We start from the raw sequence: 12,385 nt of genomic DNA on the forward strand, positions 1-12,385 counted from the left end.
TCTGGACAGCCATTGACCGAGCGGGTAGGATGGCCGCGCCGCTTGCGGGCCGTCCATGGCCATCGACGCAAACCGGCATGACTCCCGTCATACGCGCCCATAGCTCAGCTGGATAGAGTACTGCCCTCCGAAGGCAGGGGTCGCAGGTTCGAATCCTGCTGGGCGCGCCATCTGGACTTCCTGAACGTTCCGAGAAAGTCCAAAATAGAAAGAAAAACGCTTAAAAATCAGTTGTTTTTAGTCCCATATCTTCCTAAGCGTTCCTACCGAATCCAGCCGCAATGTGGTATAGATCAGGGTATATACCCCCTGTTCGGAAAACCTAGCTATACCCCAATGCCGCTAACTATCAGAAAAATCGAATCAATCAAGCCAGGCTCTAAAACGATCACCCTCATTGATGGGGCGGGATTACAACTTGTGATTTCGAACACAGGGAGCCGAGGCTGGCGCTTGCGCTACACGCGACCCAACGGCAAGCGCAACATGATGAGCCTGGGGAGCTACCCCGAGGTGACGCTGGCTGAGGCCCGTGAGAAGCGCACGGACGCACGCCGTCTGCTGAGTCAGGGCATTGATCCGGTCGAGCGCCGCAAGGAGGAGAAACGGGAGCAGCAATTCTCCCAGCAGAACACCTTCCGAGCGCTCGCGCATGAGTGGCACGCGACAATGGCGCCAAGGTGGAAGGCCAACTCCAAGCGTTCCAAGGAGAGCATCCGGTCGCTCGAGAACTACATCTTCCCGACCGTTGGGGATAAACCCATCGAGACGATCAAGCCGCTGGAGTGGCTGGAGCTTCTAAAGCGTCTCGAGCACGCCGGCAAGCTTGAGCAGAGGCGCAAGGTCTATTCGTTCTGTCGCGACATCTACCGCTTTGCCGTTATTACCGGCCGTGCCTCCCACAACCCGCTCACGGATCTCTCTGGCGCTTTCACGCCTCATAAGCAGAAGAGCTTTCCACACGTATCGCAGGAGGAGCTGCCGGAGCTGGTCGAGGCGATTGAGAGTTACCACAACCCACTGGTACGAATCGGGCTGAAATTGCTGCTGATGACGGCGTTACGGCCGGGCGAGATGCGCCAGGCGCGATGGGATGAGATCGATCTCGAGCGCGCTATCTGGAGCATCCCTGCCGAGCGGATGAAGATGGGCCGCGCACATCGCGTCCCTTTGCCCAGCCAGGCCGTCGCCGAGCTGCGCAGGCTGCACGTCATGACGGGCCAGTACGGCCTACTGTTTCCCGGTCGCAACGATCCCACCAAACCCCTATCGGATGCTGCTTTCGGCGTCGCGCTCAAGCGTATGGGCTACCAAGGCCGGCACGTGCCACACGGATGCCGCCACGTCGTGGCCACGGGGCTCAAGGAGTTGGGCTACCCCGGCGAGTGGATCGAGATGCAGCTCTCGCACAAACTGCCGGACATTCAGGGCGTCTACACTCATGCTGAGCACATGGCCCCCGAACAACGCCCGGCGATGATGCAGTTTTGGGCTGATCAATTATTTGGAACTACTAGCGTTTGATATCGCGATTTGAGATTTCGATGGTTTGTATATCAATTATCCCATCTTCTTTCACTTTCGCTACGCTTACAATCCCGCCATTATGGACTATCGATTTTATACCAGACAATCCTGGGTATCGATAGTTGTCTGAGTAATCTAAATAGTACGCTATTTTCTTGACCCAAGATCTGGATAGTGTTTCATAGTATTCAGAGCTTGCTTGAAAAGCAGCGAATGATAGAGAAAGTAGGGCCAATGCTCCTAGCGCCCTAATAGAGGTAAGAAAAATGCTTTTCTGACTCTGTTTTATACTTTTGGTGGGAAAAAACAAAGCGAGGGGTGTTAGTGGCAATATGGCTTTTGCTGTCATGACAAGCATCGCAAGGATATAAGCGGACAGTATTATCAGTGTCGTGATGGCCATTGCTGTTAGGATATAACAAGCTATTGACGTTATTGCCAAAGTTGAAGGGAAATCGTCTGCGGGGAGCCCCAGCTTTGAGGACAAGTCTATTCTGGCAGCAATTATGGCAATGCCCACAATTGTGGCGTGAAAAGTTATGTATAGGATCTTAAATTTCTTAAAAAAATAGAATTTCTCTCTTATTGAATATATCCACAAGAGTGAGTGTGTTGAAAAGGATAGCGCAGCTATATTGATAAAAATTTCGGTGAGATAAATATTGTGTGTGAACATTGAAGCAAAAAACGCTGCTATAGAAAGACCGCCGGTTACAATTGTGATTCTAGCCAATATGTTAGTGATAGATGCGGGTTCATAAATGTTGCTTGCTTTATCTTGCATGGCTTATATCCTCTGCTAATATATGGATGTACATATCATGCTATCTCGATTAAGTAAATAATTGTACCTTGGTTATTAAAGCGATTAACGTCATCCGTCCTATGATGGTGCACCGATGAGCATTGATCGCCTAACCGATCCGACTACAGCGTAAGCCGCAGTCCTCCTTGAGGGCTGCGGCTTTTTCGTATCCCGATTCCGGAACCTGTCGGCCGCCATTCGGTTGTGAAGGCGAGTTCTACAACGCAGATCGAACTCGGCAACTGCACGCTGGCCGGCCGCCAGATTCACCACTTCGTCAACAACGCCCAGGAGGCCCGCGCATGAAACGTTTCACACTGGCCGTGGGCGACAAATGGGTACAACAATGGGTACGGGTGTCGTTTGCCTCTGAGAGAGGGTGATTCTGTTCCCACTGTTCCCAAAACCGGGAACGGTGTACCCATCCTGTAACCCGCATGGTTGAGCCTTGTTCCCGGTGTTCCCACTGTTCCCACTAAAAAATCACGTGTGTAATAACGCATTGGGGAGATGAGAAACGTTATCGACTGAGAGAGAGCGCCGAATTGCATAATCGTGCGGTCGATCATTCGCTCCCTGGCGAGCGAATGGGGTAGATTGAATCCATGACGACTTTTCTCGCGAACGCCATCCGTATCATTTGCATCCTGCACGGTAGGGTGGGGTAGCGTTCGTCTTTCACCACCTGCCTCCGACGGCGGGTGGTCATTTCCCGCCCAGGTGGCCAAGTCGAGGAGCCTCCCATGGCAGATAACCCTTCCGCTGAATCACATCCCGTCGCCGCTCTCATTCGGCAGGCCGACCGTCTGATTACCGCCGAGGACTTTGGCCGTCTACTGGCGATCTATGACGAGGACGCCACCCTAGTGGTGAAGCCCGGCCTAGTCGTATCCGGCAGAGCACGCATTCGACAGGCATTCGAAGCCATCGCCGATCACTTCGAGCATCGGCTGACCGTGACCCAGGGAGCCATGGAGATCATCGAAGGCAGCGACACCGCGCTGGTAGTCATGGAAACACTGCTCGAGATCCCGCATGGCGACGGTGGAGCGCTCATACCAGTGAGGCGTAAGGCTACGTATGTCTTTCGCCGCTCGGCGGACGGGCAATGGCTCTGCACCGTCGATAACTCCTATGGCACAGATATTCTCGAGGAGGTTTCTGAGGCGCTGTAGTGGTCTGGCAGCGTAAGGCTCGATGTGGCTGCTCGAGCCCTCTCCTGGCAGCGAGGAAGCGGCTGAGTCTGAGTCGCGTTCCCGTGGCCAGATTTCGCCGCCCGATCCGCTTGCGACCCGCTGGCGCGCTGTCGACTCCCCGCCCCGCCTGCGCGCTAAATGGGTCGGTTTTGATGCAGCGTTGCAGGGGGCGCGAAGCCGCACCACCACTGGGGCGGCTGGGCAATTTCGAGTCCTTGAAAACGATGCGAAATGACGCATTTTGCGCCGCACCCGACGAAAGACGGGGAGCGTTAGATAGAGAAGTGAAACGGAATGTGGCAGGTTGATACAAAAGGTATTCCTAACAGGCCTCGAGAAAGCTGACAGGTTCCGACCCAAAGCGGAAGTTCTATTAGGAGAGGCCGATGACAGCTCCGCCGAGGTTGTTGTCGGCCGGGGGGTGTCGGCCAAACGACCGCTCTTTGGTGAAGATTGACCACTCACCTCCCCATAACGACAAACTCAGGTGAGGACGTTCAATGAAGCTTCAAACGATCCGGCTCGCAAACTTCCAATCATTCGGAGCGGCGCCCACCGAGATCCGGCTGGAAGAGATTACTTATCTCATCGGCCCTAACGGCTCGGGCAAGACAGCCGCACTCCAAGCCCTGTGCCGTCTATTTGCCTTTGAGCCGTCACTACGTCGGATCTTGCGCTCGGATTTTCATGTTCCATTCAACGAAGCAGAACCGCCTGATGAGCGTCAGCTATGGATCGAGGCCGACTTTTTGTTTCCGGAACTCGGCGACGATGACGACGAAAACAGCACGGTAGCTCCTCATTTCGGCCACATGCGCCTTGACGAAATCGACGGCACACCGCGAGTGCGTTTCAGGCTCACTGCCACCATGGGCTTGGATGGAGATATAGAAGAAAGCATGGCCTATGTGCTGGACATCGATGCAGATGGCTCGCCGCTAAGCACAGCTCAAGTTCCCCGATCTGAACGCAACCATGTACACGTTCACTACCTGCCCGCACGCCGTGATCCTGCCGATCACATTGCCTATGGCGCCAATGCACTGCTGGGACGCATGCTGCGTGCGGTGAACTGGGATGCAGAACGAGCCGTTATCAAGGGCCTGACCGACCAAATCAGCGACAGCTTGGCGGCGAATCAATCAATCAACGCGTTCAGCAAAAGCTTGAAATCGACATGGAGTGCTTTGCACAAGGGAAGCTTCTTTGTCGACCCCAAGCTCACATTTGCTACGTCCGAGATTGAAGCATTGCTGCGACATATGTCGGTATCATTCACGCCGGGCCATGACGAGCAGTTGGTGGACTTCTCGAGACTGAGCGATGGTCAGAAGTCGATGCTGTATCTGTCCCTCGTGCTGTCCTCGCAAGCCATTGGTCGCGCTGTCCTAGCTGAAGATGACGATTCTTTCGACGCAGAAAAACTGCGTCCGCCCGTGTTTACGCTGGTGGCGGTCGAAGAGCCAGAAAACAGCCTCTCTCCGCACTACCTTGGGCGGATCGTCAATGCGCTCAACAAGATGACCAGCGAAGGTGACGCACAAGCACTGATTGCGACCCACGCGCCGTCGATGTTGCGGCGCGTCGCTCCGGAACGTATCCGCTATCTACGGCTGACCCGGAATCGAACATCACGCGTCTTGCACATTCCACTGCCGGAAAACGGAGACGAAGCACACAAATTTGTGCGTGAGGCCGTACAGGCCTTTCCTGAAGTCTATTTCTCCCGCTTGGTGGTTCTGGGAGAGGGTGATAGTGAAGAAATCGTGTTGCCACGGCTACTTCAGGCCAAAGGGGCTCCGGTTGATGAGTCAGCAGTTTCGATAGCGCCCTTGGGGGGGCGTCATGTCAATCACTTTTGGCGGCTGCTCTCTTCACTGCAGATTCCGTATTTGACACTGCTGGATCTTGATGTGGCTCGTTATGCCGCCGGCTGGGGACGGATCAAATACGTGAATGATCAACTCGTGAAGTTTGAGCCGACAAAAGCGCTCCCTGATGATTGGGATCTACCTAAATGGGATGCAGTCGAAACACCAGTCCGAACACATCACTATTTTGAAGACGAGAAAAGCGTATTCCTCGAATTGGAGAATCGCGGAGTGTTTTTCTCGGCGCCCATGGATCTCGATTTTTCCATGCTGCTGGCCTACCCGGCTGCCTACGATGCCGAGAAAGAAACGCCCGAAGAGTCAACGATCAAGGCTGTCCTCGGCAAGAGCCATCAGGATGCAAGCCAATATAGCGAGGACGAACAGCAACTGTTCAGCACTTATCACCGCAGCTTCAAGCTAGGAAGCAAGCCGGCCGCGCACATTGACGCGCTTGCCAATCTCAGCGATGCAGACCTGCTCGCGAATATTCCCGAATCCTTCGGACGTTTGGCCGATGCCGTCATCGCCAAACTCGAGGAGCTGCCGGAGTGATTTCTGTCAATGCTTGGACGTCTGCAGACGGGCTGACTCTTGAACCGAATGCATTACTGGCAGCCAAGGAGTGCACTCGCAGTCTCGCACTTACAGCAGGCCCTGGAGCTGGCAAGACTGAAATGCTTGCGCAACGGGCAGACTTTTTATTGCGCACAGGAACCTGTCGTTATCCTAAACGAATTCTGGCCATCTCGTTTAAGGTTGATGCTAGTAGTAATCTGAAAGAGCGGGTCAAACGGCGCTGTGGTTCCGAGCTTGCTACACGGTTTGATAGCTATACCTTTCATGCCTTCGCCAAGCGAATTATCGATCGCTTCCGCCCTGTGCTGACGGGCGAATATGCGCTAGATGCAGGGTACAAAATTACGGATAAAAAGCCTAACCTATCACGGACCTTGATCGAATTTTCCGATCTTGTGCCGTTTGCGATCGAGATTCTGCAGCAGTCTGCGGTCGCGCGGAACGCCATCCGTCAAACCTACAGCGACGTCTTCCTCGACGAATTCCAAGACTGCACCAACCTGCAGTACGAGCTACTCAAGCTCGCCTTTCAAGGCACGAGCATTCGCTTAACTGCCGTGGGCGACACTAAACAGAAAATCATGGGATGGGCAGGTGCCATGGACGGCACCTTTCCGACTTTCGTTGCCGACTTTGCCGCTGTCCCGCTCAATATGTACCGTAATTTTCGTTCAATGCCGCGACTGCTTCGTATGCAAAATGAGGTCATTCGCAAGCTTGACCCACTTTCCGTCATGCCTGATGAGCAGCTTGCCGGTGACGAAGGCGAGGTATTCGCTTGGCGCTTCGAAGATAGTCGTCAGGAGGCTGAACACCTCGCAGACTTGATTGAAGACTGGATCAGGACGGAGCAGTTGCCACCTGCGGAGATTGCAGTCCTAGTTCGTAATCAGCTTCACCTGTACGCCGACCATCTGATGGCGGCACTGGAGACTCGATGCCTCCCGTTCCGTAACGAGCAGCAGATGCAGGACATCACGGTCGAGCCGGCGGCACGTTTGATTGTGGACTATCTCTCCTGCCTCTACGGCAGACGCGAGCCACAAGCCTGGATTCGGCTCATGAATCAACTTATTCCTTTTGCTGATGAAGAGATTCAGTCGAGCGCGCGCAAGGACCTTGATCAATTCGTCAAGCAGCAACGAGAAGAGATAGCCGTTGCTAAGCTTGTCAATGAGCACTACTCCGGCTGGTGGGAGTTGGTTCGAGCATTTCTGAAGCAAGTCAGTGTCGAAACACTGGTCTCGCTCTCCCCAGACTACGAGTCACGCGACCGGTTGAAGGAGGTGGTTCGCGATACTAAGGCCAGGATCGAGGAATTGCTGGAGTTGGAACCTGACTTACCCAAGGCTCTTGGGCGGTTCTCAGACGACCAAGCCGTACGAATCTTGACCATCCATAAGAGCAAGGGCCTTGAATTCGATTCGGTCATCATCATGGCTGTCGAAAATGAAACTTTCTTTGGTGACCAGGATGAAAACCGATGCGCCTATTTCGTCGGAGTTTCTCGCGCCAAGAATCGCTTGGTCCTCACGCATGCTGATCAACGGGAGCGCCCAGCCGGGCATTCGGGACACTGGAAAGTGCGACGCACAGCTCAAAACGAATACTTTGGCTATGTCATTCCGTTTTTAAAGCAAGAGCGATAGGCAATCAGAGCAAAAGTTAAACCAGAGGGTATAAGGAAGCCGCCCACACCTCATCCTTCATGGTCGGCGCGGACGAACAGCCCAAATACGCATGCGGTCTCGTCACGGACCATCGAAAAGCCCACGGGTACCCGGTCAATCTCCGCAACCCAAAGACAAGACTCTTGGGCGAGCATGGCGGCAATGGCCTCCGTTGTAATGCCCATTTCGGCGAGCTGCTCGAGTGAAAGGTGGTTCTCCGCCACGCTGGTGCGAATGGCGAAGATTTCCCCGATGTCTGTCTCTCTCGCTTCTCTCACCTGGATTGACATGGATCGATGCGCTTGGCAGTGATTAAAAAGACCATGGGCGATCATTTTGGGGCACGCAGTGTCCTCAGGCGATCTTGCTTGGCGGTTGGGAGCCGTGGCTACGGATCGTGCGATGGATAACCACAAGGTCAGCTTTTGAAGCTGAGAGGTATATCGTGTGGTATATCCAGATTGTCGAGCTTAAGGAATTTTTAACTAAAACAGATATCTACCTACCGTTATAGAATCTTGCTGGGCCCTACGGTAGTCGAACGTGCTGGCGTCTCTGCTGGCCGTTTCGCTGGCGGCATAGCCGACCAGGCGATGGGCCTGAGTCAAAGGAGTTGATCGAGCATCTGGGGCCCGCCATGGCGGGAGAGATATTCACGGCTGGCGCAGTTGACGATGTTCACCTGTTCAAGCCGCTAGCAACTCCAACTGGAGGTTGGCATGCTGGGCCCACCAGCCGGGTAGTGCGGGCGTCAGCAGGCGACGACCGCCCCGGCTGGGAACGTCGCCGGTGAGACGTCCGGACAGTTCGAGATGGGCGGCAGGAACAGGCTCTCCAAACGGTCGTTCTCCTCGATCCAAGTCGATCGACCCATCGGCAGTTCCACCCGCCGCGCCCGATGCCTGTCGGCCGACTGTCCGGCCGCGTGGAGGAGACGACGGTACCGCCCAGGCCTCGAAGTCCGTCGACAAGGAGGGCAACATGAATTGGGATTTCCTGCCGGTGTTCTTGCCGGCCTGTTTTGCCTTGAACATGGTCTTCGGGCCGAACAACCTGCTGGCGACGACCAACGCCGCGCAAGTGGGTCCGCTCAAGGCGGTCATCGCGTCGCTTGGGCGAATCGCCGCCTTCATTCCCATGATCGCGATCGCCGGTATCGGGCTCGGCACGTTGTTGACGACCTCGATGTGGTTTTTCGTCGTGGTCAAATGGGTGGGGGCGGCCTACCTGGCGTGGCTGGGGCTGAAACTGATGCTCGGCAAGCCACGAGCCGTGGCATTCGAGGATGCCGCGCCCCGTTCCATCTGGCATCTGGTGAGGCAGGAGTTCCTGGTCGCCGCCGGCAACCCCAAGGCGATCCTGATTTTCACGGCCTTCCTACCGCAATTCGTGACGCCCGCGCACTACGCCTTGAGCTTCACCGTCGTGGGGGCGCTGTTTCTGGCGATGGAGGTGTTGGCGATCGCGATTTATGCCGTCCTGGGCAGCAGGATCGGCAAATACCTGCGCAGCGGAACTGCCATGCAGTGGTTCAATCGTGCCAGTGGCAGCCTGATGCTGGTCTTCAGCCTGGGGCTGTTGGCGATGAAGCGACCGGGTGTTTGAGGGCTGAACGACGGTCGCGTTCAGCATCGCTCCTCCCGCTCCCCACGAGGGGCGTGGCCGTGAAGACCTGGGCAACGCTCGCCGACCTTTCAGACAGTGCCTAGCACCGTCGACGGTATCTGGCCGGTGGCAGCCGCTGGCAGCGCCGGCTGAGGATGAGCTGGCGTATGCGGTCAGCCATCCAGGCCTTGGCAAGGTTCTCCTCGCCGAACCGGCGATCGGTGATGACTATGGTGTGGTTCTTGCCAGGCACATGGAACGAGGGGTGAAAGGCCGCCAATCGCTCGCCCTCGTGGCGGAGGCAGGCGCCGTAGCTGGTTTCCACATCGGGCACGCCCGCTTCGCAGATGTGGACATCGTAGGCGATGGCGATCTGATGACTGGCGTAGTAGAACCGCTGCAGGGCCGTGTGGCGACACAGGGCGCTGTCACCGTTTTCCGGCAGAGGCGGGCCATCGGGACTGGAGCGACGCATTTCATCCTCGATACGTGAACGCTGCAGATAACTTGTGTACCAAATGTACATAAAAGGTGCCTCGAGTACAAACTTCATACCGGATACGAAACCTGATGAGGGGCACCGCTATCTGCGGGTTCAATTCTCGCTGTCGGATGGGGCCGGGGTGTCCGTCGGGGTCCGGTACTCCGCCCTGGCGTCCTCGCTGCGATGTTGCTGATGCCCGCGACTGGAGAGGCGTCTGGCGATCAGCTCGAGCAGCAGCAGATCCGCTTCATCCATGTCGCCGGACAGTACGGCCTGCTCGATCTGGCGCAGCGCCTCGGCTGACCTTTGGGAAGGCTGCCGCGAGCGGGTAGGGGAGGGTTCGCCGATATGCCGGGCGTCGTCGGGGGGCGTCGGCGCATCGTCTCTCAGCATCTCCCCCCGGCCGTAGTCCAGCCATTCTTCGCGGATACCGAGCCAGCGGGCCAGCGCGACTTTCCTATCATGGCCCGGACGCGCTTCGCCGTTGAGCCACTTGCTGGCGGCCTTGGGCGTGACACGCATGGCTCGGGCCAGGCGCGCGCCCATCCCATAGCCGTCCTTGCCTGCGCGACGGAGTGCCTTGTGAAGTCGGGAGCTGAACTCATCCCTGTTACCGGTGTGAACCATGGGTTCAATGTTCCCACCGGTTGAATGTACTTTCAGTACCTGATAATCATGTACTCGAAGTACAGGTACAAGGGGGTGTCATGAGTGCGATCCGTCTTGCGGTCGAGCAACTCGGTGGCGTATCACGCTGTGCCCGGGTCTGCGGGGTCTCGCCGTCGGCTGTCTGCAAGTGGCTGCGACGGGAGCGATTACCCCGCACGGAGTACACCGGGGAAACCTGTCATGCACTGAGAATGGCCGCGGCAAGCGAGGGCGCCTTCACTGCCGCCTGGTTGCTGGCGAACGCCGGTCCCGCCACGCCACACGCGGCCGACGGCGGCCCGTTATCCGCCGGAGACCCGCCTGGCACGGAAGATCCCCTCGAACAGGCTGATATTCGTCAGGCAAGGCCCGGCACATCAGTGACACCATAATGCACCGTATTCATTGATTTAATGAATGCTTCGAGAAAGAAAATAGAGAGGGAAATAATTCAAAAAAAAGCCCAGCAGAAGCTGGGCAAAAATCAGACCATGAGGGTAAATGATAGCAAGAATAATCGTTGGTAAGTGATTGTAATTTACTGATCGGAAGCAAGTGATCAAAAGATTTTGGCTATTATTGTTGGCCGAAATCGTCTCGATTTTATTCTATGTTCTGTGTTCCACTTATATAGCATTAACCTGATTAGAATCCGATTGTTTATTGTCCTCTTCTCGAAAGGTTTTGAGAACGCTACGGTTTCTGCCACCATGTTTTGCTTCGTAGAGTGCATCGTCGGCCCTTTTCATCCAGCGCTTGACGTCGTCGGAAGGGTGCAGCCCTGTGATACCCAGAGAGGTGGTTATGGGATAGGAGGGATCGCCAAGCTGACTGGCGATGATCGCACGCAGATCTTCCGCCACGGCGGCGGCATCGGCCTCTTCGATATCCGCCAGCAGTAGTACGAATTCTTCACCACCGAAACGAAACAGGCAGTCATCGAACCTCACACTCCGGCGGATGAGGTTTGCGCATTTCGCCAGCACCTCATCGCCATAGGCATGGCCGAACCGGTCGTTGATGCCTTTGAAATTGTCCAGGTCCAGAAGTATGAGAGAGCTGGGACGCCCCTCGTTCAGCAGCCGGCCCCTGGCGACTGCCAGCGAGTTCTGAAGGGATCGGCGGTTGCGGGCTCCGGTCAGGAAGTCGTGGGTGGCGAGTCGCTCCAGGGATTTTTGCTGCAAGTCGCTTCTTCTGGCGTAGAGATAGGCACAGCTATTTGCCGTGATGCTGGAAGCGATGAAGGAGAAGATGCTCTCGGGCCGCGAAAGCTGCATCAATACCGGAATCATCACGATACTCATGACGATATTGATCACCAGCGCACGCTTGGCATCCGTCAGAAAGAAATTGGTCAGCATCATGGGAAAAAACCAGAATACGCCTACGATGCCAAGGGCATTGCTGGTAATGCCGGCAAAAACGGTGCTGGCCACTGCCAGGATGAGACCACCACGTTGGCTGTCATCGGCACACCAGGAATAGCCGACGATGCAGAGGATAACGAGGAGCGTGACACCGTCGAAAAGCCCCTTGTCGAAGCTACCTTGGGCGAACCTGTAAACGCTGAACGGCAGAAGAGTCAGTGTCTCACATACCCCCAGGAGCGAGATTACCCGAAGGACGAAGTCCTGCCTTAAACGATGCCTGATGGACCTCATCCTTTTGCTCATTAAACCGGATCCCCGCATGCTGGTCCTGAGTCATTCAAGTCGTGGCTCGATTCAGTAATATTTGCTTACATTCAGCTTAACCAAATTTTGTCGACAGGAGAGAGCAATTTTTGTGCCCGATTTCTTTGACTTTTTTATCAATAATGAGGCTATTTTGTATGACATATGTCAGGTAGATGAATCCAAATCAGCTTCGCTTCCCACGGGATATGACCGCGCATAAAACCTCAGCGGCGGGCGGCGTCCCGAGGGGCGGTGGCAAAGGAATCAGTCATAAGTCTTAAGGGACGTGGGCAAGAGGTGCAAGGGGTAAGAGGGCAAGGGGTA

Annotated in this window: 11 protein-coding genes and 1 tRNA gene; 7 read left to right on the forward strand and 5 right to left on the reverse strand. The window is 55.5% G+C overall.

Annotated features, from left to right (window positions below; all coding sequences use genetic code 11):
* The first annotated feature begins 93 nt into the window (after positions 1-93).
* Together BTW07_RS10455 and BTW07_RS10460 are read left to right on the forward strand one after the other, a co-directional pair.
* Positions 94-170, forward strand: a tRNA-Arg gene (locus BTW07_RS10455).
* A 166-nt stretch (positions 171-336) separates the two neighbouring features.
* Entirely contained in the window at positions 337-1,524 is a 1,188-nt protein-coding gene (locus BTW07_RS10460; protein WP_075570114.1) for a tyrosine-type recombinase/integrase, read from the forward strand.
* Here BTW07_RS10460 and BTW07_RS10465 read toward each other — a convergent pair.
* Positions 1,514-2,311 (reverse strand): hypothetical protein, encoded by a 798-nt coding sequence (locus tag BTW07_RS10465; RefSeq protein ID WP_075570115.1) that lies wholly within the window; start codon positions 2,309-2,311, stop codon positions 1,514-1,516. The genes BTW07_RS10460 and BTW07_RS10465 overlap by 11 nt on opposite strands.
* Positions 2,312-3,075: 764 nt before the next feature.
* Here BTW07_RS10465 and BTW07_RS10470 point away from each other — a divergent pair.
* From BTW07_RS10470 to BTW07_RS10480, 3 genes are all read left to right on the forward strand, one after another.
* The gene (locus BTW07_RS10470) at positions 3,076-3,507 is read left to right on the forward strand and encodes a YybH family protein (protein WP_075570116.1); all 432 of its coding nucleotides are present in this window, start codon (positions 3,076-3,078) and stop codon (positions 3,505-3,507) included.
* Positions 3,508-4,028: 521 nt separating this feature from the next.
* Positions 4,029-5,954, forward strand: coding sequence for an ATP-dependent nuclease (locus tag BTW07_RS10475; RefSeq protein ID WP_075570117.1), 1,926 nt, complete (start codon positions 4,029-4,031; stop codon positions 5,952-5,954).
* The gene (locus BTW07_RS10480; protein ID WP_075570118.1) at positions 5,951-7,627 is read left to right on the forward strand and encodes a UvrD-helicase domain-containing protein; all 1,677 of its coding nucleotides are present in this window, start codon (positions 5,951-5,953) and stop codon (positions 7,625-7,627) included. Before BTW07_RS10475 ends, BTW07_RS10480 begins: the two co-directional genes overlap by 4 nt.
* Before the next feature lie 50 nt (positions 7,628-7,677).
* Here the strand turns inward: BTW07_RS10480 and BTW07_RS10485 are convergent, their stop codons facing one another.
* Positions 7,678-7,938, reverse strand: coding sequence for a GNAT family N-acetyltransferase (locus BTW07_RS10485; RefSeq protein ID WP_075570119.1), 261 nt, complete (start codon positions 7,936-7,938; stop codon positions 7,678-7,680).
* Between the two features lie 691 nt (positions 7,939-8,629).
* Here BTW07_RS10485 and BTW07_RS10490 point away from each other — a divergent pair.
* On the forward strand, positions 8,630-9,253 hold the full coding sequence (locus BTW07_RS10490; protein WP_075570120.1) for a LysE family translocator: 624 nt from the start codon (positions 8,630-8,632) through the stop codon (positions 9,251-9,253).
* A 100-nt stretch (positions 9,254-9,353) separates the two neighbouring features.
* Here BTW07_RS10490 and BTW07_RS10495 read toward each other — a convergent pair whose 3' ends face one another.
* Positions 9,354-9,728, reverse strand: a complete 375-nt coding sequence (locus BTW07_RS10495) for a hypothetical protein (RefSeq protein WP_144076892.1) — start codon at positions 9,726-9,728, stop codon at positions 9,354-9,356.
* Between the two features lie 120 nt (positions 9,729-9,848).
* The gene (locus BTW07_RS10500; protein WP_075570122.1) at positions 9,849-10,283 is read right to left on the reverse strand and encodes a helix-turn-helix domain-containing protein; all 435 of its coding nucleotides are present in this window, start codon (positions 10,281-10,283) and stop codon (positions 9,849-9,851) included.
* Positions 10,284-10,444: 161 nt separating this feature from the next.
* On the opposite strand from BTW07_RS10500, the gene BTW07_RS20030 reads away from it, so the two are divergent.
* On the forward strand, positions 10,445-10,777 hold the full coding sequence (locus tag BTW07_RS20030; RefSeq protein WP_208605399.1) for a helix-turn-helix domain-containing protein: 333 nt from the start codon (positions 10,445-10,447) through the stop codon (positions 10,775-10,777).
* A 234-nt stretch (positions 10,778-11,011) separates the two neighbouring features.
* Here BTW07_RS20030 and BTW07_RS10505 read toward each other — a convergent pair whose 3' ends face one another.
* The gene (locus tag BTW07_RS10505) at positions 11,012-12,046 is read right to left on the reverse strand and encodes a GGDEF domain-containing protein (protein ID WP_075570123.1); all 1,035 of its coding nucleotides are present in this window, start codon (positions 12,044-12,046) and stop codon (positions 11,012-11,014) included.
* Positions 12,047-12,385 lie beyond the last annotated feature (339 nt).

The sequence above is a fragment of the Salinicola socius genome (genome assembly GCF_001937195.1).
GTDB lineage: Bacteria > Pseudomonadota > Gammaproteobacteria > Pseudomonadales > Halomonadaceae > Salinicola > Salinicola socius.